This window comes from Allobosea sp. LjRoot9, from assembly GCF_964252745.1.
GTDB lineage: Bacteria > Pseudomonadota > Alphaproteobacteria > Rhizobiales > Beijerinckiaceae > Allobosea.
Genome location: NZ_CAXUPC020000001.1, coordinates 1114051 through 1138214 on the forward strand (window position 1 = coordinate 1114051; position 24164 = coordinate 1138214).

The following is a 24164-nucleotide window of genomic DNA, read 5'->3' on the forward strand; positions in this document are numbered from 1 at the left end:
ATGAAACCAATCGACGCGTAGCCCTTTCGGTTTTATGATGCAACCTGAACATGAGGCCTGTTCACATCGGCCCGGAGCGTCATCGATGGTTGGGCGGAGAAGCCTGAAAGCGGATTTTTGCCCCAGCGCCCGGTCGCTCGATGTGATCGGGGACTGGTGGTCGCTCTTGATCGTGCGCGACGCCTTCGACGGCTTGACGCGCTTCGGCGAGTTTCAGAAGAGCCTCGGCATCGCCAAGAACATCCTGTCGGACCGCCTGCGAACGCTGGTCTCGCGCGGCATTCTGGAACTCGCCCCTGCCGGCGATGGCGCCGTGCGCCAGGAATATCGCCTGACCGAAATGGGCCGGGATTTGTTCCCGGTGATGGTTGCGCTTAGGCAATGGGGCGAGCGCCATCTCTTCGAGGCCGACGAGCCACGCTCATCCCTGGTCGAGCGTGACACCGGCCTCTCCGTCCGGCTCGACATTCGCACACAAGATGGCCGAGCGATCGGACCCGGCGCGACGGTGATCTTGAAGGTGCCCGAGCCGGATTAAAGCTGAGCTGCCGGACACAGGATCGGCGCGGTGATCTGGCGCGAGGGCGGCGATCACATGTAACGAAATGTACCGCCTCGCCGCCCGCGCAGGTTTTGCGACAAACCGGCCGGATGGCGGCAAAATCCTGCGACGCGCGGCCAATAGCGTGCCCGGCAGGATCGGGAACCGGCGCTGCCATCGTGCCCGCCTCCTGCTCCCATGACTGCGCCGTCATTCTGCCGGCAAAGGGGAGACGACCGTGCCAACAATGCCGACGCGCAGAGGCTTCGTCTTTGGCGCCAGCGCCCTGGCGAGTGGCCTCGTGCTGCAGCCTTGGCTGGCCCGAGCGCAGGCGCCCCGGTCGCTACCCGCCTCGGAGCCCGAGATCACGGCCTGGGTCACGATCGGGACCGACGACACCACGCTGATCCGCGTCGCCCGCTCCGAGATGGGGCAAGGCATCTCGACCGCCTTGCCCATGCTGGTCGCTGAGGAGCTGGATTGCGACTGGAGCAAGGTCAGGCCGGATTTCATCGGCGCGGCGGAGAACCTGAAGCGAGGGCGCGCCTGGGGCGACATGGCCACCTCCGCGAGCTTCTCGGTGCGCGCCTCCCAGGCCTATCTGCGCAAGGCCGGCGCACAGGCACGGATGATGCTGATCGCCGAGGCCGCCTCGCGCTGGGGCGTCCCAGTAGAGGAATGCGCAGCTCGCGACGGCATCGTGACCCATGCGGCGAGCGGCCGGAGCGTCCGCTATGGCGCCCTCGCGGAAGCCGCATCGCATCGTCCCGTTCCGGCGGAGGTGACGCTGAAGCGCCCCGCCGAGTGGCGGCTGCTCGGCACCGCCCGGCGGCGTCTCGACACGCCCGACAAGGTGATGGCCGCGCCGATCTACGCCAGCGACGTGACCCTGCCGGAGATGCTGCACGCCGCCGTCAGGGCCTGCCCGGCGCATGGCGGCAAGCTGCGCGGCTTCGAGGCCGGCGCGGTTCTGGCGATGCCGGGCGTGCGCCAGGTCGTGCCGGTCGGCGACAATGCGGTCGCCGTCGTGGCTGAGCATTGGTGGCAGGCGAAGACGGCCTGCGACGCGCTGCCGATCGACTGGGACGAGAGCGGCGCGGCGGGCCTGTCGAACGACCGCCTGAGTGAGTTGTTCCGACAGGGGCTGGACGCGCCCGACCCGGCGATCGGGCATCGCAAGGGCCATGTCGACGAGGCTCTGGCCGCAGCTGCGACCCGTATCGAGGCGCAGTATTCCGTGCCCTATCTCGCCCATGCCACCATGGAGCCGCAGACCTGCACCGCCCATGTCGCCCAGGGCCGGGCCGAGATCTGGGCGCCGACGCAGAATGGCGAGGGCACGCTGCGCGTGGTCGCCGCCACGCTGGGCATCGATCCTGCGCAGGTGACCGTGCACAAGCGCCAGCTCGGCGGCGGTTTCGGCCGCCGCGGCCTGTCACAGGACTGGGCGCGGCAGGCCGCCCTCATCGCCAGGGCGGTCGGGCGCCCGGTCAAGACTGGCTGGACGCGCGAGGAGGACATGCGCCACGATTTCTACCGGCCGATGGTACTGGCGCGGCATCAAGCGGGCTTCGACGGGCAGGGCCGACTCGTCGCCTGGAAGGCGCGTTTCTGCGGATCGTCGATCGCCTCGGGACTGGCGCCGCAATGGCTACGCAACGGCCGCGACATGGCGATGATGGACGGCTTCCGCGACGACGACATGCTCTATGGCGTGCCGCATTTCGAGGCCGGCTGCGTGATGCGCAACACCGCGATCCCGGTCGGCTTCTGGCGCGGGGTCAATCTCTCGCAGAACGGCTTCTTCCGCGAAGCCTTCATCGACGAGATGGCCCATGCGGCAGGCCAGGATCCCTACCAGTTCCGTCGCGGATTGCTGGCGCAGGCCCCGCGCTCGCTCGCGGTCCTGGACGAGGTCGCGCGGCGGGCCGGCTGGGGCCGCGCTGCGGCCGGCGTGCATCAGGGCATCGCCGTGATCGAGGGCGACAACTCCGTCTGCGCCCAGATCGTCGAAGTGTCGGTCGATGGCGAGGGCGCGATCAAGGTCCATCGCGTCGTCTGCGCCGTCGATCCGGGCTTCGTCGTCAATCCCGGCATCGTCACCGCACAGATCGAGGGCGCGATCGCGCAGGGGCTGTCGGCGGCGCTGACCGGCGAGATCACCTTCAGGGACGGCCGCGTCGGACAAAGCAACTTCCACGACTACCCGTTCCTGCGCATGCATGAGATGCCGCGCGTCGAAACCCATCTCGTGCCCAGCGGCGATCGCTACAGCCGCGAATGGGGCGGCATCGGCGAGACCGGGCTGCCGCCGCTGGCGCCCGCCCTCGTCAACGCGGTCTTCGCCGCGACCGGCAAGCGCATCCGCTCCCTGCCACTGAAACATCACGATCTGAGGCGGGCCCGGCCATGAGAGGCGCGATGTGGAAACCGGCCCTCGGGGCCGTGCTGGCCGGGGCGGCGATCCTGCTCGGCCAGATATTCCTCGGTCAGATCTGGCACGGCTCCAGCGCGCAGGACCGGCAGCAAGACCGGCAAGCTGCCTCGGCCGGGCTGTTCATGGAGTTCCTGCCCGTCCTGCAGCATCCACGCTGCCTGAACTGCCACATAGCGGTCGATTTTCCGCGACAGGGCGAGGCCAGGCGGCCGCATATCATGCAGGTGAAGCGAGGCCCTGAAGGGAGCGGGGCGCCCGGTCTCCAATGCGGCACCTGCCATCAGCGCAGCAATTCGCCGGCCGGCGTTCCCGGCGCCGATAACTGGCATCTTGCCCCGTTGCGGATGGCCTGGGAGGGGCTGAGCGCGGGCCAGATCTGCCGGGCGCTGCTCGACCCCGGCAAGAGCGGGATGAATGGCGAGCAGTTGATCCGGCATCTCGACGCCGACCATCTCGTGCTCTGGGCCTGGCAGGGCGGCGTCGATCTCAACGGCGCGGCGCGCCAGGCGCCGCCGCTCTCGCATGCAGCGTTCACGGAGCTGGTCGGGCGCTGGCTGGCCTCCGGCGCGCATTGCCCCGGATGAGGCCGTCCGCAGCCACAGGCGAGGGGACCATGACGAGCCTGCAGGCGGATGATATCCATGGGGCCTCGGAGACGCCCATGGACAGCGTACCTCACGTCGTCGTGGTCGACGATCACGGCGATATTCGCGAGCTGGTCGGCCGCTATCTCGGCGAGCATGGCTACCGGGTCAGCACAGCCGACAGCGCGGCCGCGCTTCGGCGGCTGCTGCAGAAAGCCGCGCCGGCCCTGATCGTGCTCGACGTGATGATGCCAGGCGAGGACGGCCTCTCGGTCTGCCGGCATCTGCGCGCGACCAGCAATGTGCCGATCATCCTGCTGACCGCGGTCACCGACGAGACCGACCGCATCATCGGGCTCGAAATGGGCGCGGACGACTACATCACCAAGCCGTTCAACCCGCGCGAGCTGCTCGCCCGCATCAAGGCGGTGCTGCGGCGCGCCAACAGCCTGCCGCCGCGCTTGGAGATCCGCAGCAAGATGCTGCGCTTCGACCGCTGGCGGCTCGATGTCGGGCGGCGCGAGCTGATCGACGAGGAGGGCGTGTCGATCCCGTTGAGCACCGCCGAGTTCCGGCTGCTGTCGGTCCTGCTCGAGCGCCCCGGGCTGGTGCTGACGCGCGAGCAGTTGCTCGACCTGACGGTGGGGCGCGTTGCCGAGGTCTTCGACCGCAGCATCGACAACCAGGTCAGCCGTCTGCGCAAGAAGATCGAGCTCGACCCGCGCAATCCGATGCTGATCAAGACGCATTGGGGCGGCGGCTACAGCTTCAGCGCCGATGTGGAGCCGGGCTGATGCGGCTCTGGCCACGAAGCCTCGCGGGGCAGTTCATCGCGGTGCTGCTGCCGGCGCTGATGCTGTCGCAACTGCTCGGCTTCATCGTCACCTCCGACGAGCGCATCAGCGCGATCCGCAGCGAGGCGCGCGACGAGTTCCTGGTGCGGACGGAATCGGTGGCGCGGGCGCTGCGCGCGACGCCCAGCCAATATCATGGCGCGATCCTGACGACGATGGCGACCAACACTTCGCGCTTCTGGCTGAGCGGCGCACGGCAGGACGATCCCGGCCCCTGGCGCGAGGAGGCCTGGCGCCGCCTGCAGGAGCCGCTGACGACAAGCACCGGAGCGCCCCCGCAACCCGCCAGCTTCGAGCCGAACCTTGTCTCCGCCGCGCGGCTGAAGACGGGCTGGGAGCCCCTGCCGCCGGAGCTGTTCCCGTCCGCGCCGTCATCTGCCCGGATGCTGGAGCTCGACCGCTATTTCGGCGCCGGCGCGACGGTCGAGCTGCCTGGCGGCGTCTGGCCCAACGCGGCCTTCGGCAAGCCCTATTACGGCCGGACATGGCTGTCGCAATCGCTGATAGCGCTGTCCTCGACCGCCATCCTGCTGTCCATCCTCACGGTCTGGCTCGCGCGCCGGATCACGCGCCCGATGCGCAAGCTGGCCGCGGCCGCCGATGCGTTGGGCCGTGGCGAGGAAACCGCAGAGCTCGTGGAGCAGGGCCCGGAGGATGTCCGCCGGATGGCTGGCGCCTTCAACCGGATGCAGGACCGGCTGAGGCGCTTCATCCTCGACCGCACGGCGATGCTGGCGGCGATCGGCCATGACCTGAGGACGCCGATCACCTCGCTCAGGCTGCGCGCCGAATTCGTCAGGGACCCGGTCGAGCGCGAGCGGTTCATGGCCTCGCTCGACGAGATGCAGGCGATGACCGAGGCGACGCTGAGTTTCGCCGGCGAACAGGCGGTGGGCGAGGCGACGCGGCTCGTCGACCTTGCCGCCCTGATCGAAAGCATCTGCAGCGACCTTGCCGATCTCGGTCGCGACGTCGATTTCCGCGACCATGGCCGCGAGCCCTATCGCTGCCGGCCGGCGGCTCTCGGCCGCGCCATCCGCAACATCGTCGAAAACGCGGCGCGCTATGGCGAGCGGGCGCGCGTCGCGCTGGCCCGCAGCCCCGGCTGGATCGAGATCGTCGTCGAGGATGACGGCGACGGCATCCCCGAGAGCGAGTTCGAGCGCGTCTTCGCTCCCTTCGTCCGGCTCGAGGCTTCGCGCAGCCGCGAGACCGGCGGCACAGGGCTCGGCCTCGCCATCGCCCGCACGATCGTGCGCAGCCATGGCGGCGACGTGCTGCTCGCCAATCGCGAGCGCGGCCTGCGGGTGACGATCCGCCTGCCCGAGGTCGTGGCAGCCGACCTCGCCGCCGCGCGCTCCGTCGACAAGGTTTGGGCTGCCGCGAAATAAGGTTTGGGCTGCCGCGAAATAGCGGCGGCGCGGAGGGCGCTTCATGGCACCCTGGTCTGGAGCCCCGAGCCCGCAGCCAGCTTGATCGCCGCGCGGATGCGGTTGTACGTGCCGCAGCGGCAGAGATTACCCGACATGGCGTCATCGATGTCGCCGTCGCTGGGTGTCGGGTTTACGGCGAGGAGCGCGGCCGCCTGCATCATCTGGCCAGGCTGGCAGAAGCCGCATTGCGGTACGTCGACCTCGATCCAGGCCTGTTGCACTGGGTGCGGCCCGTTTGCGCCCAGCCCCTCGATGGTGGTGACCACGGCGCCCTCGATCTCCCCCAGCGGCGTGACGCAGGAGCGCCGGGCCTGGCCATCGACATGAACCGTGCAGCAGCCGCACAGCGCTGCGCCGCAGCCATATTTGGCGCCGGTGAGGTGAAGGTGTTCCCGCAGCGCCCAGAGCAGGGGCGTCTGCGGATCGGCGTCGATCGTGCGGGACTGGCCGTTCACTGTCAGCGTGACCATCGCGATCCTGCCTCCGGACGTGTGGCGAAGCGTTCTCATCTCGCCTCGACGATAGCGGCAGGGTGTCGCGCGGATGTGTCGCGCACCGGCGCGATTGTATCAAACTGTCGCGGGCCGTGGGGGCGCATCAGCTTGAGCAGATGTAATCCACGCCTGGTTCGGTCACGATCAAGCGCGGGTCAGCGACATGGACCGGCCCCCTCGCACTTCGAGGAGGCAATGCTCGATCGCGCGGCACCGCTAGCCGAGAAGCGCCTATCCTCCTCATATACAACGGGCGTTCTCGGGACATTTGTCACAGCTCTTCTCCTGCGGTCGGAATTCACGGAGGAGGGCCTGCGCCGAGGCTGATCGACTTTTGAGATCAGGCTCGGCGAGATGGTTTCCAGAGTCACGCCGAGGTCGGTGACGTCTCGCGGACGCTGGGAGCAGCGCTTATTTCGACGACAAGCTTTCCCTCGGCCCTGCCTGCCTTGAGTGCTCTGTAAGCGTCGCAGGCGGTGTCGAGCGTAAAGCGCCGCGGGTCGAGGCGGGGTGCGATCTTGCCGGCCTCGGCCAGAACAGCGGCCTCGCGCAGGATCTCTCCGTGATGCGCGCGCCCCTCGCCGGTCAGCATTGGCAGCAGTGTGAAAACGCCCGAATAGGTGGCTGCGCGGAAGGAAAGCGGCCCCAGCGCATGCGTTCCCCAGCCAAGACAGCTGACGACGTGGCCAAAGCGTCGTATGGCCTTGAACGAGGCATCGAGAGTTGCGCCCCCGACTGTATCGTAGATGACATCGAAGCCGCGCCCTTGCGTGTACGCGGCGACGTAGTCTTCGACCGAGGCCTCACCATAGTCGATCGGCGTCGCTCCGAGTTGCCTGATGAAGGCCTGGTCCTGCGCCGAACCCGTCGCGAAGACGTCGGCTCCAAGGGCCCGGGCCAGTTGGACTGCGATGTGACCGACTCCACCCGCACCGCCATGGACCAGTACCTGCTGTCCAGCCTTGACGGAGGCGCGATCGATGAGCCCTTCCCAGGCGGTAATGACGATCAAGGGGAGCGAGGCAGCCTCGCGCATGCTCAGGTTGACGGGCTTCGGCGCTAGCAGATCGACGTCCACAGCGGCAAATTCTGCAAGCGAGCCTTGCAAACCTGCGACGCCGCCGGTCATTCCATATACTTCATCGCCCCGCCGAAATGCTGTGACCCCCGGGCCCACCGCCTCGACGACGCCGGCGAGGTCGATACCCAAAATCGCGGGCAATGGCTGACGTGCATGAGCCGCCTCGCCGGCATGGATTTTGGTGTCGAGCGGGTTGACGGCACTGGCTTTGATCTGGAGCAGGACCTGACCAGATCGAGGTTCCGGCCGAGCAATTGGCGCGATCCGAAACGCTGCGCCATGGGTGTCGAGAACCGCTGCCATCATTGATTTCGTCGAAGTCATGAGATGTCCTTTCCTGTTCGTCCTCAGAACATCGGCTCATCCACCTTGTTTGGAAATCGACAATAGTGCACGTAGCTCATTCGAAATTGAATGAGAGAGCAGTGCATGGAGTGGAGCGATCTGCGTATCTTTCTGGCCGTCGCGCGGGAGGGGACGCTCGGCGCTGCGGCGCGCAAACTGGGGCAGAGCCAGCCGACGATGGGCCGGCGACTGCGGGCGCTCGAACAGGCGCTCGGTGCGACCCTATTCCAACGGACGGGCGATGGCTTCGTGTTGACGGACGAGGGGACGGCGGTTCTGTCTCATGCCGAACAGATGGAGGAAGAGGCGCTAGCACTTCAGCGGAAGCTCGCCGGCAGGGAGCAGCAGCTCGATGGTATGCTCCGGCTCTCGTCGTCGGACTGGTTCGGCGTTCATTTGCTGGCACCAGTTTTAGCCGAGTTTTCGCGATTGCAGCCCCGTGTCATCGTCGAGCTGCTTACAGACGCTCGGTTCTACAGCCTGCCACGGCGCGAGGCTGATATGGTGTTCCGGATCCAGCCCTTCGACGAGCCGGAGGTGATCTCCCGCCGGCTGATGCATATCCCCTACGGGGTCTATCTAAAGACGGGCTTGGAGCCGCCGCGGGCAGGAGACGGAGCCGGCACCGCGCTGATCTCGATGGATACGGCCTTCGGCGGGATGCCTGACGCGGTTTGGCTGAAGCGCATCTTGCCCAATGCCCACATCGTCTCCCGCAGCAACAATCGCGATGTGCAGGCGCAAATGTGCACCCAGGGAGTTGGTGTCGCAGTGCTGCCGCGCCCGCTTGGCGACGCGCTTGTCGGGGTCGACCGTATCGACCTGGGGCACCCGCCACCAGGTCGCGATACGTGGGTGGGATATCACCGCGATCTGAAACGTCTGCCCCGGCTGCGCGCACTGCTCGATGTGATCATCGAAAGGCTTGCGAACTAACGCATGTTCTAGGAGAGAGGCACGAGGGCATCGTCTATGTCCCGATCGAGGGGCTCCCGAATTTGAACGTGCATATTTTTTGGCGGGAGCAGGAAAGCTCCGGTCTCGTCTTGGACCTCGTGGAATTCCTGGCCGGCGGCGCTGCGCGGCTGAAGGCACACGGCGATCGAGTAGCAATCGCGCAGTATATCGCGCCATGGCGCAGAATCGGTGGGCTGGCGGAAGGGGTGGGATTCGAACCCACGGTGGGCTTGCACCCACGGCGGTTTTCAAGACCGCTGCCTTAAACCACTCGGCCACCCTTCCGGTGCGCTTGTCATTGCCGGGCGCATGGCGTTTTGGCAAGCCCGCTTATCGCGCGGGCGAAGCTTGCGCCATATCTGCCTTTTCCTGGGGTGGCGGAAAACTCCGGCAAAAACCGAAAAACCCCTGCAATGGCAGGACGATCGGTCTCGCATGGGTTGGCTCTGGTCGCTGGCCGAGATCGGGGAGGAAGCCCGCATGCCCCGCCTAGGCGACTACGTTGCACGGCTGCCACGCGCGCCGAAAATCGCTCCTTATCCCCGTCCCAGGTTGACACGTGCCGCATTTCCGACACCTTTGTGCCCGCTCAAGGGCACACAGGATGTCGTTAACGGTGTCGCGATCCGCGATCCTCCGCTTAACGAACTCTTAATCGGATTGTCCGAAAACTTCGGTTTCGCCGCTGATGCGGCTGGCCGGCCTTTTGAGTTTTCGGCGCAGAAAGCGGAACGGCGGAATGACGCGAGGCGCATGCTCATCGGTCCCGGAATCGTCCTCCGACGCGTCCGAGCCAGGCGGCCTCAGCAGTCACACTCTGACAACGCGCGTCATGCGCATTGGTTGCGTCGCGCTTGCCGGGCTTTTCGTCGCCAATTGCGCAGGCAATCAGGTCGCCCAGCGCGGCCGCTCCAAGGAAATCGGTGCGTTCCCCCAATCCAAATACGGCCCGGCCAGCCCGCGCGTCGTCGCGGAGGGCGAGGAAGTGCCCAAGGGTGGCGGGCGCCAATTGATCGGCAAGACGTATTCGGTCGCCGGCAAGCGCTACACGCCTTATGAGAAACCGGTCGGCTACACGGCGGTCGGCACCGCCTCCTGGTACGGCGAGGCCTTCCATGGCCGCCGCACCGCCAATGGCGAGGTCTATGACCGCAACGGCATCAGCGCCGCGCATCCGACCATGCCGCTGCCGGCCTATGCCCGCGTCACCAACGTTCTGAACAACCGCTCGATCATCGTACGCGTCAATGATCGCGGTCCTTATCACGGCAACCGCCTGATGGACGTCTCGCAGAAGACCGCCGAGGCGCTGGCCTTCCGCCATCTCGGCACCGCCCGCATCAAGCTCGAATATCTCGGCCAGGCCTCGCTCGCCGGCTCCGACGACAAGCTGCTTCTGGCGACCTTGCGCACGGACGGACAGCCGGCCGCGATCCCGGGCACCAGCGCCCCGACCATGGTCGCAAGCACCGCCCCGACGGCGGCCGGCCGCTACGCCAGCGCCAATCTCGACGAAGTACCGGTCGAGCCGGTCCGGCCCGCCATTTCGCAGCCGGTCGCGCAGGCCTATGCCGAACCGGTCCGCACCATCGCGCCGAGCACCCCGGTCGCTGCCAGCATGGTCTCGACGGCTTCCACGAGCTCGGCCAGTGCAAGTTCCGCCAGCGTGGGCGTTCCGGTCCGTGGCGCGCCGCTGCCGCCCAACCGCCCCTTCGATCTCGACACCATCGCCAATGCCGGCAAGCCGGTCGTCATGCAGCCGCGGGCGACGCCACTGCCGCCCGTGCGCACCAATGTCGCAAGCCTGTTCGCTGCGCCCGAGCGCAGCCCGACCCAGCGCTTCTCGAATGCACATCCGCTGGTGCGCGATCTCTCGCCCCAGAGTTTGCAGCCGCTATCGCGCAATTGAAGCCGTTCGGGCTTGACCGCCCGAGCCCGCCTCTGCTTCAGATCGGAGCATGAGCGCGCCTGTTACCAGCAGCGACGGATCTGATCGACGCTCTGCCGCCTTGCGGCTGGGCGTCGTTGTGTTTCTGGGCCTGGTCCTATCGCTCGCCGGAACGGGCCTGCAGGCTCAGAATTTCCAATCGCAGGCGACTTACGCCGTCCTGCTCGACTCAGCCAGCGGCACGGTGCTCTACGAGAAGGCCGCCGACGAGCTGATGGTCCCGGCCAGCCTCGCCAAGATCGCGACGGCGCTCGTCGCCTTCCAGGAGATCACGCAGGGCCGTCTCACCCTCGATAGCGAGATCGGCATTTCCGAGAACGCCTGGCGCAAGGGCGGGGGTGTCTCCGGCGGCTCGACGATGTTTGCGATCCTGAACAGCCGGGTGAAGCTCTCGGATATCCTGCAGGGGCTCATCGTCCAGTCCGGCAATGACGCCGCGATCGCCCTGGCCGAGGCCATCGCCGGTGATGAGCCCACCTTCGCCCGGGTGATGACGGAGCGCGTGCGTGCGCTCGGCCTGACGAAATCCGTCTTCCGCAATGCGACCGGCATGGGCGACCCGGAGCAGAAGGTCACGGCCCGCGAACTGGCCAGGCTCTCCGACCACATCATCAAGACCTATCCCGAGCTCTACAAGATCTTCGGCCAGCGCGAATTCACCTGGAACAAGATCAAGCAGCAGAACCGCAACCCCTTGCTGGCGATGGAGATCGGCGCGGATGGCTTGAAGACCGGCAATATCGACGAAGCGGGCTTCGGCCTTGTCGGCTCGGCGGTCCAGAACGGTCAACGCCTGATCGTCGTGGTCAACGGCCTGAAGACCGGGCGCGACCGGGCGCAGGAAGCGCGCAAGCTGCTGGAATGGGGCTTTCGCGCCTTCGAGGCACGCAAGATCTTCGGGGAGGGCGAGACCGTCGGCGAGGCCAGTGTCTTCGGCGGCGCGAAGGGGCGTGTCGCGCTGAAGGCGAAAGGGCCGGTCAGCCTGCTCCTGCCGCGCGGCGCGGGCGAACGCCTCAACGCGCGGATCGTCTATCGTGGGCCGCTGGTCGCGCCGGTTCAGGAGGGAACGGAGGTCGGGCGCCTGCTCGTCACGCGCGGCGACGTCAAAACGCTCGAAATCCCGCTCTACGCTGCCGAGACCGTCGAACCCGGGACGTTGCAGCGCCGCGCGCTCGATGCGGTGATGGAGCTCGCCACCGGCTGGGTGCGCAAGGTCTTGAAGCGAGGTTGAACGACGCACAACCGAAGCCGGGATATGTCATCACGCCTGTAAGGTTGCGTTATCGACCGCCCTCGAATCTCGTATGCAGTCTCCGGCATCCGTGCGGCACCGCGGCAAACTGGTTTTGAGAGCAATGCACAAGCAGTCTCGGCACAAGCAGTCTCGCGGTTTCATGATCGCTCTCGAAGGCGTCGACGGCAGCGGCAAGTCGGGGCTGGCGCGTTCCTTGTCCGCCGCATTGCGGGACGCCGGGCACGAGGTGCTGGCCACCCATGAGCCGGGCGGCACGGAGGCCGGCGCCGCCTTGCGCAAGATCCTGCTGGCCAGCAACGCCTATGATTGGACGCCCACCGCCGAATTGCTGCTGATGAACGCCAGCCGGCGGCAGCATATCGACCAGGTCATCCTGCCCGCGCTCCAGGCCGGCAAGATCGTGCTCTGCGACCGCTTCGTCGGCTCGGCGATTGCCTATCAAGGCGCGGGGCGGGGGCTCTCAGAAGCGCTGATCCTCGATCTTCACCGCCTGGCCATCGAGAATCTCTGGCCCGACCTGACGCTGGTGCTCGATCTCGACCCCGAAATCGCCCTGGCGCGGAGCCGGGCGCGATTGCAGCAGTCGCAAATCGACGAAGGCCGGTTCGAGGCGCTCGACCTGGCCTTCCATCGCCGCGTTCGCCAATCATTCCTGGATCAGGCGGCGAAACTGCCTGCCCCATACAAGGTCGTCGATGCCGATCGGCCGCCCGAGCTCGTGGAACGGGAGGCTTTGAGCCACGTCAGCGAAATTCTGGCTGAGAGAATCGCCTGATAACAAAGCGGTTTGGCTGGCTTCCTTCATAATCCGAATCAAAGCGCGGTCAGCGCCTGTGCGGCGCTTGGCGATCCGCTCCAGGACAGCCACATCGCCGCGGTCCAGGAAAAATCCGGCCCCCCGCAACCGGCACCGTTGCGCGGGTCGAAATACTCCCAGAAGCCATTGCGTCGGACGAGCTCGCCGCTGTCCTGTCGGAGCGTAGCGGCCTCCTCGGTCAAGCCGTAACCGGACAGGCCGTCGGCGATCATCCGGTTCATCATCAGCCAGACCGGCCCGCGCCAATAGCGCGTGGCATCAAAACGCCTGTCGCGTGGGTCGGTGCTGGCGACGGAGAAGCCGGCCACGGCCCGCGTCGCTGCAAGGTACTCTTTGAGGGCCAGCGCGTCCTCCCGGCTGGCGGTTCGGGCATAGAGCGGCAGGAAAGCAGCGCAGGTGACAGCCTCGCTCAGGCGGCCGCTGCGCAGGTCGAGCGAGCGATAGAGCCCGTCGGCGCCCTTCAGGCGCTGCATTGCTGTCTCGCTGCGCGCGATCCAATCGCGCAGGGCTGTCGCCTCAGTCGAGAAGCCGAGTTCGACCGCGAGTTTGAGCAGATCGCGATCGGCGCGCAGCAGGATCGACTGGATGCCGAGATCGCAGACCCGGAAGGAGAGGGTGCGGGCGACCGACACCCCGTCCCAGGCCAGTGCCTTGGCCTCCTCGACCAGGGTCATGACGCGGTTGTAGAAATCATGGGTCGGGCGCTGTGTGGCGTCGACATGACCGAGATCCTTGCGCAGATGCGCAACATCGACGCTGGGGACGACATGGCTCAGCGGCTCGTCCCAATCAGGCGAATTGTCCCGACCTGATTCCCAGGGGTGAACCATGGTGACGAGGCCGGTGCCGTCCGGGTCACGGATCTCGTGCCACCAGCGATGCGAGGCGAAGAGTTTGGGGAACAAGGCCCTGATCCGCGCTGCATCGCCGGCGGAGAGATCGTGCAGCACGCGCGCGGCGGTCGCCGCCACGGGCGGCTGGGAGATGCCGGAGGTCAGCGGCTGGCGCTGGATGCCCCAGGCCTCGGGGCCGGGGTAATAGCCCTCGGCCGGGGCGCGGAAGACGATATGCGGCACCATGCCGTCCTCCCACTGGCCTTCGAACAAGGTTTCCAGCTCGCGCCAGGCGCGGTCGAGATCGAAGGTCGCGAAGCCCAGCGCGACGAAGGCGGAATCCCAGTTCCACTGAAAGGGGTAGACCCGGCCATTGGGGACGGTGAAGCCGCCACGGTCATTGCGGCGCAGCACGGCGCGCGCCGCGTCATCGCGATCGGTCGGAGAGGTTGTCGACAACACAGGCTCAGGCTCCAGGATGGGTGCGACCGGTTTGCGGGTCGATCCAGATGATGCGGGTGGGGTCGAGCGCCAGGCCCAGCATCGCGCCGGCATCGATCCGCGTGCTCGATGGGGCGACGATGCGGGCGAGGTCATCGCCGACATGCCCGGTGAGCAGCAGATGCGAGCCCATCGGCTCCGCGACCTTGACCTTGAACGGCAATCCGCTGGCGGCATCCGTCAATCGGGCGTCCTCACCGCGGAAGCCGAGGATGATCGGCCCATCGACGGGAGACGCCAGCGTGATGCCACCGAGCCGGGCACTGCCGGCGGTGGCGGTGGTGTTGACGAAGTTCATCGGCGGCGAACCGACGAAGCCGCCGACGAAACGGGTCGCCGGCTTCGAATAGACATTGGTCGGCGTGTCGATCTGGACGATATGGCCGCCATGCATCACGGCGATGCGGTCGGCGAGCCCCATGGCCTCGGTCTGGTCATGGGTGACATAGATCGTCGTCGTGCCGGCCTCGCGCAGCACGCTGCGCAGTTCCGCGCGCATCTCGAGCCTGAGCAGGGCGTCGAGATTGGAGAGCGGTTCGTCCATCAGCAGCACGGCGGGCTCGACGGCGAGCGCGCGCGCCACGGCGACGCGCTGACGCTGCCCGCCCGAGAGCTTGGCCGGGTAGCGTTCGAGATACTCCTCGATATGCAGCAGGGCGGCGGCCTTGCGCACCTGCGCCTCGACGCGGGCTTGACCCGCGCCCTTCATGCGCAGGCCGAAGGCGACGTTCTCGAACACCGTCATATGCGGGAAGATGGCATAGTTCTGGAACACCATGGCAAGCCCGCGCTCGGATGGTTTGAGCGCCGAGACGTCGCGCTCGCCGATCACGACCTTGCCGGAGCTCTGCACCTCGAGCCCCGCGATGATGCGCAGCAGCGTGGTCTTGCCGCAGCCGGAAGGGCCGAGCAGGGCGACGAATTCGCCGTCCGCGACGGAAAGCGAGATTTCCTGCAGGGCCACAGTGTTGCCGAACTGCTTGGCGACCTTGTCGATCAGGATGCCGGCCATGGGCGCCTCCTATTTGCTCGAAACGCCCCACATCGCGAACAGGTACTTCCTGACCGCGAAGATGAAGAGCACCGAAGGGACGATGAGGATGAAACCGCCGGCGAAGCGGTAATGCAGCGGCGATTCGGACAGGACCGCGAGCAGATAGGCCGTCAGCGTGCGCTCGCGCACGGTCAGCACCGAGGCGGCGAAGACCTCGTTCCAGGAGATCACGAAGGCGAAGATCGCCGCTGCCGCGATGCCCGGCAGAGCGAGCGGCAGCACCACCTTGCGGAAGGCCTGCAAGCGCGTGCAGCCGAAAACCCAGGCCGCCTCCTCATATTCGCGCGGGATGCCCATGAAGAGCGAGGAGGTCACCAGGGCGGCGAAGGGCAGCGCCAGCGCGGTATGGATCAGCGAGACGCCCAGCGGCGTGTCGTAGAGCCCCACTTTGATGAAGATGACGGTCAGCGGCAGGGCCAGGATCGCGAGCGGGAAAGCCCGCGTCAGCAGCACCAGCAGGCGGAAGGCGCTCTGGCCGCGGAAGCTGAAGCGCGCCAGCGCATAGCCCGCCGGTGCCCCGAGCAGGATCGAGAACAGCATGGTGAGCGAGGCGGCGATGAGCGAATTCAGCGCCGCGTTCCAGACGCCCTCGATCTTCAGGAAGGCTGCAAGCGCGGCGAAGGAAGCCTCTGTGGGAGCGAGCGATTTCGGCCATTTGAACACGGCCATCCGCCCGCCCATCGCGCCGAGCCCGATCAGGTAGATCGGCACCAGAACCCAGGCGCAGAGCACCAGAACACCGGTGATGTAGAGCCATTTGCGGGGCGCGCTCATGCTTGCGCCTCCGGATCGACGCGCAGCGCCTTGAGGTAGATCACTGTCGCTGCCAGCGAGATCGCCATCACCAGCACGGCATAGGCTGCGGCGACGCCGTAATTCTGGTTCTCGTTCTGCCAGGTGTAGGCTTCGCCGACGATGATCGGGAAATTGCGCCCACCGAGCGCATAGACGACCGCGAAGACCTCGAAGGCCAGAACCGTGCGCAGGATCAGCGCCGATTGCAGGCTGGGTTTCAGCAAGGGCAGCGTGATCTTGCGGAATTTGGTCCAGGGGCTCGCGCCGAAGATGTCGGCCGCCTCGCCGAACTCCTTCGGAATGAGCTGGATGCCGGCGACGAGGATGATCAGGACGATGGCGGTCGCGCGCCAGACCTCCGCCAGCACGACGGCGAAGAACAAGGCGATGGGAGTCTCGCTGTTGAGATAGGCGGTCGGCCCGCTGATCAGGCCGAATTGGAACAGCAGCGTATTGAGATAGCCGGAATCCTGCAGGATCGCGAGCCAGACGAGGCCTGCCGCGAGATCGGAGACGCCGAGCGGGATCGTCCAGATCCAGAGCACGAGCTCGCGCCCGCGCGTCATCTTCTGCAGCATCAGGCCCATGACCAGCGCCAGCGCCACCTGCAGCGGGATCACCACGATGACGAGCGCGAAGGTGTTGCGCAGCGCCGTCGGGAAATTGAGATCGCCGGCCATGCGGGCGTAGTTGGCGAGCGAGAGCCCTTGCCCGCCATCGAAGGAAAGCAGGATGGTCTGGCCGAGCGGCACCAGGAAGAAGGCCGCGAGGAAGGCGACCGAGGGCGCAATCAGCAGATAGGGCAGCCAGCGCGGCTGGGGCATTGGCGTGGGCCTTTGATGTTCAGGGTCTTGCTTTCCCGACCACGTTATCTTGGCCAGGGAACACGCCATCATCCCGGGCTTGACCCGGGATCCATCGAAGGGCGGATTCTTGAATCAAGGAATCGGCTCTACGATGGATCCCGGATCTCCGCTGCGCTACGTCCGGGATGACGGCGCGTTTAATGAGACTGTCGCGCGGTCTGGTGTGCGCTTTCACGTCACCGGGCAGGCGCCCTGGCTCGGCTTGTCCGGGGCCCAGCAGGGCGCTGCGGTCTGGATCATCAGCGCGCGCAAGGTTTCGGCCTGGGAATCGAGCACCGCGCGGACCGGTTCGCCCCGCAGCACGATGCGCTGGAAGGTGTCGAAATAGACCTTGTTGAACTCGCCGCCCTTGTCGCCGAGCCCAACCGGCAGCAGGGCGACGATCGCGTCCTTCGCGCCTTGCGTCTTGGCGATGCCGTCAGCCAGCAGCTTGACGCCGGCAGGCAGATCGGCCGGAAGCGGCGTGTTGATGACCGGGAAGAAGCCGACCTCCATGGCGGTGGCGATCTGCGTCGCCGGCTTGAGCAGATGCTCGATCACGGCCGCGGCCTGGGCCCGGTTCGGCGCATCCTTGGCGATGGCGAGGCCGGCGACGACCGGCATATAGGCGCGGCCCTGGCTGCCGGCCGGCGGCGGCACGACGAGATATTTGTCGGGCTCGGCGGTCAGCGCATCCTTGACGCGGGCGATATGGTCCCAGGCGATCCAGACCTCGCCCGCCATCAAGGGCTCCTGCATGAAATTATAGTTGTTGGCGTTGGGATTGACCGTCGCCCAGAGCGCCTTGAACTCGGTCCAGCCCTTCTCGGCGGCGGCCGAGCGGAACTCGGTCACCATCGAGCCGGTATAGGAGGGCACGAGATTGCCCTGGATGAAACGGGCGAACAGGCCTTTGGGGCCGGCGGGAAAGCCGATGCGGCGCTGCCCGGTCTTGTCCTGGATTGCCTTGCCCCAGGCCGCCAGCTGCTCATAGGTCAAGGCGTTGACGTCGGCGCCCGCCGGGAGGAAGGGCAAAGCCTCCTTCCTGACGACGAGGACATAGGTCGCCTGCATCCAGGGGATGTATTGCTGCGTGGACGTCCCGAGCTTGCCGAGTTCCATCAAACCGGCGGGTATGCCGCTCGCGCTGAGCTTGGCCGCGACATCGTCGATGGCGTCGAGCGAGGCCGTCGGCGCCAAAGGCTGCAATTCGCCATGCAAGGCACCCATCAGGCTGATCGTGCGCTTGCCGGCGGCCTGCTCCGCCTTCATGCGTACGGCGAATTGTGGCGGCTCTTCAACGACATAGGTGGTTTTCGGTGCGCCCTTGAGCAGCACCTCGCGCACCTTCTGCGCCTCGTCGATCGGGCGCAACTGCGTCGACAGAAAAACGAGATCCTGCGCCTTCGCGGCCGGCGCGGCGAGAATGGCTCCCGCCGTCATGGCGGCGATCGCCAGCTGGTTGAGTGTCTTCATGGCTTCCTCCCTGGCTCGCTTGCTTTGATTGGTGTCGGAAGCGGCGGCTGCGAGAGGCCCGCGCCTTCCGTGATGGGTCAGCCACGCGCCTCCCCGAGGGATGCGCGTGGGATGAACTCGACGGGGTTTATCTCGGTCATGTCGCGCGGATCGGCGCCGCCAATGCGCGCCAGCGCCATTTCGGCGAGGCGGCGGCCCGTCGCGGCGATCGGCAATTCCATGGTCGCGAGCGCCGGGTCGGAGAAGGCGGCTGCAGGGATGTTGTCGTGGCCGATGATCGCAATGTCGCGCCCGGCCACGAGGCCCCGCTCGCGCACGGCGCGCATCGCGCCCAGCGCCATGCTGTCTGTGGCGCAGAGCAGGGCGCTCGGCGGCTCCGCCTGCGCCAGCATGACGCCTGCCGCGCGATAGCCGCCGGCCTCGGTCGCGCTGTCCTCGACGATCTCGCCGGGAAGTCCCGCATCGCGCATGGCGCGGGCGAAACCGCTGCGGCGCAGATGCGCGAAGGTGAAGGCGGACGGCGCGGCGAGATGGCCGATCCTGCGATGGCCGAGACCGGTCAATCGTAATGCGGCATCGTGGAAGGCGGCTTCGCCGTCACCGTCGACATAGGCATAGGGCTCGGCGAAATCGCTGCGCCCCATCGCGACGAAGGGGAAGCCGATATCGGTGAGATAGCGCAGGCGTGCATCCTCGCGTCGGGTCCGGACGACGATGATCGCGTCGGTGCGTCGGCCTTCGATGAGGCGGCGATAGGTCTTGAGTTCGTCAGGGCCGGGCAGGGCGGCGATCAGCGTCAGATCGTAGCCTTGTTGGGCGAGCCGTTCGCCGGTCGATCTCAGCAACTCGATATAGAGCGGTTCGTTGAAATGGCCGGGCTCGGCCGGGAGCACCATGGTGACGATCTCGGTCAGTCCGCGCCGCAGCCGCCTGGCCGCGGAATTGGGTCGGTAGCCGGTCGTCTCGGCGGCGGCGAGAACGCGCTCGCGCGTGGCGACCGCGACGTCGCCATAGCCGTCGAGCGCCCGTGACACGGTCGTGATCGACAAACCCAGCATCCGCGCCAATTCGCGCAACGAACTCATCGGTCGCCTCTGTCTCTCGGTTGAGAGCGACGGATCCCGATCTCAGCCTGCGAGGTAGGATAATGTTATCCGAAACGTTTTGGAAGAGCTGTGGGAGGGCTATTTGAAGCTGCGGAGCCGTTCGGCGACGCGGTCGGCGACCGCTCTCCAGTCACTGGCTGGCCCATGATCCCTGCGACGCATCGATCCATTGATCGATGACGGCGAATTCGAGCGCCGCAAATCCCTGCTGAAGACCTCGCCTGCGCCCACAATGTCCAAGCGCGGCTATGCCCGCCTGTTCCAGCACGTCGTGCCGCAGGCCGATCAAGGCTGCGATTTCGACTTCATGGTCCGCCCGCCCGATGAGGCGTCGTGACAGTCCTCTCGGGCTCCGTCAGCCTGAGGCCACCATTCCTCGCATTGGGCGCATCGATCGCGGTGGTTGACGTTTCCACCGTGCCGGAAACGCTTGCCGTCGTGGTCAGGATTGTGCTCCACCAACGCCTACCATTGCCACAGGACGCCTGATGCGCGCGACGAGCGACGAACCCGACCGGCTGCCGAATGCCCCGCACCCGCGCGAGACGCTGGCGCTCGTCGGGCATGGCACGCAGGAGCTGGACTTTCTCGAAGCGTTGCGCTCGGGCCGGATGCACCATGCCTGGCTGCTTGGCGGGCCGGAAGGTATCGGCAAGGCGAGCTTCGCCTATCGCGCCGCGCGTTTCATGCTGGCAGCCGGCGACCCGGCCCGGCGTGCGGCCGATGCCGCCTCGCTCGCCATGGCGGAAGAGGATCCAGCCAGCCGGCGCATCATGGCGCAGTCGCATCCCGATCTGCACGTGCTGCGCCGGACGCAGAAGCCCGATGGCAAGGGCTACACCAGCAATATCCCGGTCGATTCGGTTCGCCGTGTGCTCGACCGCTTCGGTTCCAGCGCGGCCGAGGGCGGCTGGCGCGTCGCCATCGTCGATTCCGCCGAGGACATGGACCGCTCGGCCGCCAATGCCTTGCTGAAGCTGCTGGAGGAACCGCCGCCGCGCGCGCTCTTCCTGATCGTGGCGCACGCGCCCGGCCGCATGCTGCCGACGATCCGCTCGCGCTGCCGGCTCCTGACCTTCGAGGCTCTGGATGAGGCGGCTATCGCGCAAGCTGGCCGGATCGCACTGGAACGAATGGGCGATCCCTTCGACGAATCGGCCCTGTTGCGCGCCGCCAGCTTCAGCGACGGCTCGGTGCGCCGCGCGCTCACCTATGTCGATCCCGAGACGCTGGCACTGGTCGAGGCCGTGCGGGCCCGGCTTGACGCGCTTCCGGGCATCGACCTCACGGCTTTGCTGGCGCTTGCCGAGGACGTCGCCGGCAAGGCGGGCGAAGGCGACTTCGCGGTGATGATCGACACCATCCAGAGCTGGCTTGGCGACCATCTCCATGCCCATGCCGCAGCCAGCCCGGCGCGCCTTGCACCGCTGGCGGAGGTATGGGAAAAGCTGGGACGCGCGGCCCGAGAGGTGGACACCTATAACCTCGATCGCCGCCCTCTCGTGATGACGATGTTTCATGATCTGTCGGATGCGGTTGCCCGCTCGCGCGCAGCGTGAAGCGAACCCTTCGGACCGGACTATGGCCACGGCGCCCAAATTCTATCTGACGACCGCCATTCACTACACGAATGGTCCCCCCCATATCGGCCACGCCTATGAGATGGTGGCGTCGGACGCGATCGCGCGCTTCAAGCGGCTCGACGGCTACGACGTCTTCGCCATGACCGGCACCGACGAGCATGGCCAGAAGGTGCAGCGCACCGCGGCACAAAATGGCCTTGCTCCAAAGGCTTACGTCGACCAGATCGCGGAACGCTTCAAGCAGATGGAGCAGCGGCTCGGCTGCTCCTTCGACCGCTTCATCCGCACCACCGACGCAGACCATCTGCCCTCCACGCAGGAATTATGGCGGCGGATGGAGGCCAATGGCGACATCTACCTGTCGAAATATGCCGGCTGGTATTCGATTCGCGACGAGGCCTTCTATGGGGAGGAGGAGACGACGCTCCTGGCCGACGGCACGCGTCTGGGCGGGCAGGGCACGCCGGTCGAATGGGTCGAGGAAGAGAGCTATTTCTTCCGCCTGAAATCCTATCAGGACCGGCTCTTGAGCCTCTATGAGACGGTGCCCGACTTCATCTCGCCGCCGACGCGCCGCAACGAGATCGTCTCCTTCGTGAAAAGCGGACTGGAGGATCTCTCGATCAGCCGGACGACCTTCGACTGGGGCCTGCCCGTGCCGGGCGACCCGAAGCATGTGATGTATGTCTGGGTCGATGCGCTGAACAACTACCTCACCGGGACGGGCTTTCCCGATCCGGCCGATCCGCGCGCGCATTACTGGCCGGCCGACGTCCACATCATCGGCAAGGATATCGTCCGCTTCCACACCGTTTACTGGCCAGCCTTCCTGATGTCGGCCGGGCTGCCTTTGCCCAAGCGCGTCTTCGGCCACGGCTTCCTGCTCTCCAAGGGCGAGAAGATGTCGAAGTCGCTGGGCAATGTCGTCGACCCGTTCGAATTGACGGACGCCTATGGCGTCGACCAGCTGCGCTATTTCTTCCTGCGCGAGGTCTCCTTCGGCCAGGACGGCAATTACAGCCATGAGGCGATCGTCGGTCGCATCAACGCAGACCTTGCCAATGATCTCGGCAATCTGGCGCAGCGCTCGCTCTCGATGATCGCCAAGAACTGCGAGGGCAGGGTGCCTGAATGCGGCGCGCTGACCGAGGGTGATGACGCCATGCTCGCGCTCGCCGACGGCGCGCTCGCCAAGGCCCGTGACGCCATGCAGGATTTTGCCCTGCATAGCCTGCTGGCCGAACTCTGGGCCGTGGTTGCCGAGGCGAACCGCTATTTCGCCGCGAACGAGCCCTGGCGATTGACCAAGAGCGATCCCGCGCGCCGCGACACCGTGCTCTATGTCACAGCCGAGGTGCTGCGGCAGGTCGCGATCCTGGTGCAACCGGTGATGCCTGAAGCCTGCGCCAAACTGCTCGATCTGCTGGGCGTCGCGCCTGGAGCCCGCAGCTTCGCTGCGCTGGGCGAAGCGGGCCGCCTGACTGCGGGAATCTCGCTTCCGGCGCCGAGCGGCATCTTCCCGCGCTATATCGAGCCGGAGGCCGGCGAGGGCGCCTGATGCTGATCGATACGCATTGCCATCTCGATTTCCCCGATTTCACTGAGGAACTCGACGCCTTCGTCGCGCGGGCCGAAGCCGCCGGCGTCGGCCGCATGGTCACGATCTCGACCCGCGTGGCGCGCTTTCCAACCTATGCGGCAATCGCCGAACGCTTCCCCTCGGTCTGGTGCAGCGTCGGCACGCATCCCCATGGCGCGCATGAGGAGCTCGATGTCACGGCCGAGCAGCTGGTTGAGCTGTCGCGCCATCCGCGCTGTGTCGCCATCGGCGAGGCCGGGCTCGACTATCACTACGATAAGAGCCCGCGCGAGGCGCAAGCTCAGGGCTTGCGCACCCATATCGCCGCTGCGCGCATGACGCAGCTGCCGCTCGTCATCCACGCTCGTCAGGCCGATGACGACATGATCGCGATCCTGCGTGAGGAGATGGGGAAGGGCGCCTTCCCCGCCATCCTGCATTGCTTCACGGCAGGCGAGGCGCTCGCGCTGGCCGGGGTCGAGATGGGGCTTTACGTGTCCTTCTCCGGAATCCTGACCTTCAAGACCTCGGAGGAGCTGCGCCGGATTGCGCGCCTCGTGCCGAGCGACCGCCTCCTGGTCGAGACGGATGCACCTTATCTCGCGCCCGTCCCGTTCAGAGGCAAGCGCAACGAACCGTCCTACGTTGTTGAAACAGCTAAAGTTCTGGGTGAAGCGATCGGTGTCGGCTTCGACGAGATCGCGGCCCTGACCACGGCCAATGCGCGCCGTTGCTACTGGAAGATGGACCACGCCGCACCCTTGCTCCCACCCTTGGCCCAACGCCCAGAGGCCCAAAACCCATGAGACATCGCTTCGCATGGCGCTGACGGTCACCATCCTCGGCTGCGGCTCGTCTGGCGGCGTGCCGCGCCCCGGCTCCGGCTGGGGGGCCTGCGATCCCGCTGAGCCGAAGAACCGGCGGCGGCGCTGCTCGATCCTGGTCGAAAGCGTCGGTCCGAACGGAACGACCAGCCTGATCGTCGACACCTCGCCCGACCTGCGCGAGCAACTGATCGACGCCGGCGTGATGCATCTCGATGCGGTGCTGGTCACGCATGACCATGCCGACCACACCCACGGCATCGACGACATGCGCGCGCTGGTCATGCATATGCGCCGCAGGCTGCCGGTCTACGCTGACGAGCGCACATCCGCGACGCTTGCCCTCCGCTTCGGCTATATCTTCGAGACGCCGCCCGGCAGCACCTATCCGCCGATCCTGGACCTGAAGCCGATGCGGGTCGGCAGTCCCTTGACGATAGAGGGAGCCGGGAAGCCCCTGGAGGCGCTGCCTTTCGCCGTCGAGCATGGTCCGGGCTATGAATCGCTCGGCTTCCGTTTCGGCGATCTGGCCTATCTCCCGGATGTCAGCGTCCTGCCGGCGCAGGCCAAGGCTGCGATGGCCGGTCTCGACATCCTGATCCTCGATTGCCTGCGCGAGACACCGCATCCGAGCCATTTCAATCTGGAGCAGTCGCTGGCAGCGATCGCTGAACTCAAGCCGCGCCGCACGATCCTGACCAATCTGCATAGCGATCTCGACTATGCGGTCCTGTCCCGGCGCTTGCCTGAGGGGATCGAGGTGGCCTTCGACGGCATGACGATCACGTCGAAGACCGGGTAGGGCGCTTTAAAACGTTTTCA

22 protein-coding genes and 1 tRNA gene are annotated in these 24164 nt (G+C 66.5%); 14 read left to right on the forward strand and 9 right to left on the reverse strand.

All coding sequences use genetic code 11. The annotated features are described in order from the left end of the window. Window positions 1-85 precede the first annotated feature (85 nt). The 5 genes from ACSQ3P_RS05285 to ACSQ3P_RS05305 all read left to right on the forward strand — a co-directional run bounded on the left by ACSQ3P_RS05285 (window position 86) and on the right by ACSQ3P_RS05305 (window position 5807). The gene (locus ACSQ3P_RS05285) at window positions 86-538 is read left to right on the forward strand and encodes a winged helix-turn-helix transcriptional regulator (protein ID WP_436164540.1); all 453 of its coding nucleotides are present in this window, start codon (window positions 86-88) and stop codon (window positions 536-538) included. Between the two features lie 250 nt (window positions 539-788). Next, complete coding sequence (locus ACSQ3P_RS05290) at window positions 789-2954, forward strand: molybdopterin cofactor-binding domain-containing protein (protein WP_436164541.1); 2166 nt, start codon at window positions 789-791, stop codon at window positions 2952-2954. Between the two features lie 8 nt (window positions 2955-2962). After that, complete coding sequence (locus ACSQ3P_RS05295; protein WP_436164542.1) at window positions 2963-3562, forward strand: Isoquinoline 1-oxidoreductase subunit; 600 nt, start codon at window positions 2963-2965, stop codon at window positions 3560-3562. A gap of 77 nt (window positions 3563-3639) precedes the next feature. After that, window positions 3640-4356: a response regulator gene (locus ACSQ3P_RS05300; RefSeq protein ID WP_436164543.1), complete on the forward strand. Its 717-nt coding sequence runs from the start codon at window positions 3640-3642 to the stop codon at window positions 4354-4356. Further along, complete coding sequence (locus ACSQ3P_RS05305; protein WP_436164544.1) at window positions 4356-5807, forward strand: ATP-binding protein; 1452 nt, start codon at window positions 4356-4358, stop codon at window positions 5805-5807. The genes ACSQ3P_RS05300 and ACSQ3P_RS05305 overlap by 1 nt, the downstream gene beginning before the upstream one ends. A gap of 41 nt (window positions 5808-5848) precedes the next feature. Here the strand turns inward: ACSQ3P_RS05305 and ACSQ3P_RS05310 are convergent, their stop codons facing one another. Both ACSQ3P_RS05310 and ACSQ3P_RS05315 read right to left on the reverse strand, forming a co-directional pair. Further along, complete coding sequence (locus ACSQ3P_RS05310) at window positions 5849-6319, reverse strand: (2Fe-2S)-binding protein (protein ID WP_436164545.1); 471 nt, start codon at window positions 6317-6319, stop codon at window positions 5849-5851. Between the two features lie 391 nt (window positions 6320-6710). Then, entirely contained in the window at window positions 6711-7748 is a 1038-nt protein-coding gene (locus tag ACSQ3P_RS05315; protein ID WP_436164546.1) for a zinc-dependent alcohol dehydrogenase family protein, read from the reverse strand. 105 nt (window positions 7749-7853) lie between these two features. On the opposite strand from ACSQ3P_RS05315, the gene ACSQ3P_RS05320 reads away from it, so the two are divergent. Continuing rightward, window positions 7854-8705 carry a LysR family transcriptional regulator gene (locus tag ACSQ3P_RS05320; protein ID WP_436164547.1) on the forward strand — a complete coding sequence of 284 codons (852 nt, stop codon included), beginning with the start codon at window positions 7854-7856 and terminating at the stop codon, window positions 8703-8705. Window positions 8706-8921: 216 nt separating this feature from the next. Here the strand turns inward: ACSQ3P_RS05320 and ACSQ3P_RS05325 are convergent. Continuing rightward, window positions 8922-9011 (reverse strand) — tRNA-Ser (locus tag ACSQ3P_RS05325). 547 nt (window positions 9012-9558) lie between these two features. Here ACSQ3P_RS05325 and ACSQ3P_RS05330 point away from each other — a divergent pair. The 3 genes from ACSQ3P_RS05330 to tmk all read left to right on the forward strand — a co-directional run bounded on the left by ACSQ3P_RS05330 (window position 9559) and on the right by tmk (window position 12704). Further along, on the forward strand, window positions 9559-10635 hold the full coding sequence (locus ACSQ3P_RS05330; RefSeq protein WP_436164548.1) for a septal ring lytic transglycosylase RlpA family protein: 1077 nt from the start codon (window positions 9559-9561) through the stop codon (window positions 10633-10635). Window positions 10636-10684: 49 nt separating this feature from the next. After that, the gene (locus tag ACSQ3P_RS05335; protein ID WP_436164549.1) at window positions 10685-11905 is read left to right on the forward strand and encodes a D-alanyl-D-alanine carboxypeptidase family protein; all 1221 of its coding nucleotides are present in this window, start codon (window positions 10685-10687) and stop codon (window positions 11903-11905) included. 163 nt (window positions 11906-12068) lie between these two features. Further along, on the forward strand, window positions 12069-12704 hold the full coding sequence (gene tmk / locus ACSQ3P_RS05340) for a dTMP kinase (RefSeq protein WP_436164550.1): 636 nt from the start codon (window positions 12069-12071) through the stop codon (window positions 12702-12704). A 38-nt stretch (window positions 12705-12742) separates the two neighbouring features. Here tmk and ACSQ3P_RS05345 read toward each other — a convergent pair whose 3' ends face one another. The 6 genes from ACSQ3P_RS05345 to ACSQ3P_RS05370 form a co-directional block, all read right to left on the reverse strand. Next, window positions 12743-14038, reverse strand: coding sequence for an MGH1-like glycoside hydrolase domain-containing protein (locus tag ACSQ3P_RS05345; RefSeq protein WP_436164551.1), 1296 nt, complete (start codon window positions 14036-14038; stop codon window positions 12743-12745). A gap of 7 nt (window positions 14039-14045) precedes the next feature. Then, window positions 14046-15092 carry an ABC transporter ATP-binding protein gene (locus tag ACSQ3P_RS05350; RefSeq protein ID WP_436164552.1) on the reverse strand — a complete coding sequence of 349 codons (1047 nt, stop codon included), beginning with the start codon at window positions 15090-15092 and terminating at the stop codon, window positions 14046-14048. A 9-nt stretch (window positions 15093-15101) separates the two neighbouring features. Further along, complete coding sequence (locus ACSQ3P_RS05355; RefSeq protein ID WP_436164553.1) at window positions 15102-15908, reverse strand: carbohydrate ABC transporter permease; 807 nt, start codon at window positions 15906-15908, stop codon at window positions 15102-15104. Next, window positions 15905-16753, reverse strand: a complete 849-nt coding sequence (locus ACSQ3P_RS05360; RefSeq protein WP_436164554.1) for a carbohydrate ABC transporter permease — start codon at window positions 16751-16753, stop codon at window positions 15905-15907. Before ACSQ3P_RS05360 ends, ACSQ3P_RS05355 begins: the two co-directional genes overlap by 4 nt. Before the next feature lie 213 nt (window positions 16754-16966). Continuing rightward, complete coding sequence (locus ACSQ3P_RS05365; RefSeq protein WP_436164555.1) at window positions 16967-18250, reverse strand: extracellular solute-binding protein; 1284 nt, start codon at window positions 18248-18250, stop codon at window positions 16967-16969. Window positions 18251-18327: 77 nt separating this feature from the next. Further along, a complete protein-coding gene (locus ACSQ3P_RS05370) occupies window positions 18328-19335 on the reverse strand; it encodes a LacI family DNA-binding transcriptional regulator (RefSeq protein ID WP_436164556.1) in 1008 nt (335 codons plus the stop codon). 190 nt (window positions 19336-19525) lie between these two features. On the opposite strand from ACSQ3P_RS05370, the gene ACSQ3P_RS05375 reads away from it, so the two are divergent. The 5 genes from ACSQ3P_RS05375 (at window position 19526) to ACSQ3P_RS05395 (ending at window position 24144) form a co-directional block, all read left to right on the forward strand. Further along, on the forward strand, window positions 19526-19693 hold the full coding sequence (locus tag ACSQ3P_RS05375; RefSeq protein ID WP_436164557.1) for a hypothetical protein: 168 nt from the start codon (window positions 19526-19528) through the stop codon (window positions 19691-19693). A gap of 151 nt (window positions 19694-19844) precedes the next feature. Then, on the forward strand, window positions 19845-20915 hold the full coding sequence (locus ACSQ3P_RS05380) for a DNA polymerase III subunit delta' (protein WP_436164558.1): 1071 nt from the start codon (window positions 19845-19847) through the stop codon (window positions 20913-20915). A 22-nt stretch (window positions 20916-20937) separates the two neighbouring features. Beyond that, window positions 20938-22497: a methionine--tRNA ligase gene (metG, locus tag ACSQ3P_RS05385; protein ID WP_436164559.1), complete on the forward strand. Its 1560-nt coding sequence runs from the start codon at window positions 20938-20940 to the stop codon at window positions 22495-22497. Further along, a complete protein-coding gene (locus tag ACSQ3P_RS05390) occupies window positions 22497-23324 on the forward strand; it encodes a TatD family hydrolase (RefSeq protein WP_436164560.1) in 828 nt (275 codons plus the stop codon). Before metG ends, ACSQ3P_RS05390 begins: the two co-directional genes overlap by 1 nt. A gap of 13 nt (window positions 23325-23337) precedes the next feature. Further along, window positions 23338-24144, forward strand: coding sequence for an MBL fold metallo-hydrolase (locus ACSQ3P_RS05395; protein ID WP_436164561.1), 807 nt, complete (start codon window positions 23338-23340; stop codon window positions 24142-24144). Window positions 24145-24164: the final 20 nt, after the last annotated feature.

Excerpts from the sequence above, each read along its gene's own strand:
- ACSQ3P_RS05355 (WP_436164553.1), bottom strand. The coding sequence starts at position 15,908 with ATGAGCGCGCCCCGCAAATGGCTCTACATCACCGGTGTTCTGGTGCTC.
- ACSQ3P_RS05350 (WP_436164552.1), bottom strand. The coding sequence starts at position 15,092 with ATGGCCGGCATCCTGATCGACAAGGTCGCCAAGCAGTTCGGCAACACT.
- ACSQ3P_RS05285 (WP_436164540.1), top strand. The coding sequence starts at position 86 with ATGGTTGGGCGGAGAAGCCTGAAAGCGGATTTTTGCCCCAGCGCCCGG.
- tmk (WP_436164550.1), top strand. The coding sequence starts at position 12,069 with ATGATCGCTCTCGAAGGCGTCGACGGCAGCGGCAAGTCGGGGCTGGCG.
- ACSQ3P_RS05305 (WP_436164544.1), top strand. The coding sequence starts at position 4,356 with ATGCGGCTCTGGCCACGAAGCCTCGCGGGGCAGTTCATCGCGGTGCTG.
- ACSQ3P_RS05295 (WP_436164542.1), top strand. The coding sequence starts at position 2,963 with ATGTGGAAACCGGCCCTCGGGGCCGTGCTGGCCGGGGCGGCGATCCTG.
- ACSQ3P_RS05330 (WP_436164548.1), top strand. The coding sequence starts at position 9,559 with ATGCGCATTGGTTGCGTCGCGCTTGCCGGGCTTTTCGTCGCCAATTGC.
- ACSQ3P_RS05320 (WP_436164547.1), top strand. The coding sequence starts at position 7,854 with ATGGAGTGGAGCGATCTGCGTATCTTTCTGGCCGTCGCGCGGGAGGGG.
- ACSQ3P_RS05395 (WP_436164561.1), top strand. The coding sequence starts at position 23,338 with ATGGCGCTGACGGTCACCATCCTCGGCTGCGGCTCGTCTGGCGGCGTG.
- ACSQ3P_RS05300 (WP_436164543.1), top strand. The coding sequence starts at position 3,640 with ATGGACAGCGTACCTCACGTCGTCGTGGTCGACGATCACGGCGATATT.
- ACSQ3P_RS05290 (WP_436164541.1), top strand. The coding sequence starts at position 789 with ATGCCGACGCGCAGAGGCTTCGTCTTTGGCGCCAGCGCCCTGGCGAGT.
- metG (WP_436164559.1), top strand. The coding sequence starts at position 20,938 with ATGGCCACGGCGCCCAAATTCTATCTGACGACCGCCATTCACTACACG.
- ACSQ3P_RS05360 (WP_436164554.1), bottom strand. The coding sequence starts at position 16,753 with ATGCCCCAGCCGCGCTGGCTGCCCTATCTGCTGATTGCGCCCTCGGTC.
- ACSQ3P_RS05390 (WP_436164560.1), top strand. The coding sequence starts at position 22,497 with ATGCTGATCGATACGCATTGCCATCTCGATTTCCCCGATTTCACTGAG.
- ACSQ3P_RS05310 (WP_436164545.1), bottom strand. The coding sequence starts at position 6,319 with ATGGTCACGCTGACAGTGAACGGCCAGTCCCGCACGATCGACGCCGAT.
- ACSQ3P_RS05380 (WP_436164558.1), top strand. The coding sequence starts at position 19,845 with ATGCGCGCGACGAGCGACGAACCCGACCGGCTGCCGAATGCCCCGCAC.
- ACSQ3P_RS05315 (WP_436164546.1), bottom strand. The coding sequence starts at position 7,748 with ATGACTTCGACGAAATCAATGATGGCAGCGGTTCTCGACACCCATGGC.
- ACSQ3P_RS05335 (WP_436164549.1), top strand. The coding sequence starts at position 10,685 with ATGAGCGCGCCTGTTACCAGCAGCGACGGATCTGATCGACGCTCTGCC.
- ACSQ3P_RS05365 (WP_436164555.1), bottom strand. The coding sequence starts at position 18,250 with ATGAAGACACTCAACCAGCTGGCGATCGCCGCCATGACGGCGGGAGCC.
- ACSQ3P_RS05370 (WP_436164556.1), bottom strand. The coding sequence starts at position 19,335 with ATGAGTTCGTTGCGCGAATTGGCGCGGATGCTGGGTTTGTCGATCACG.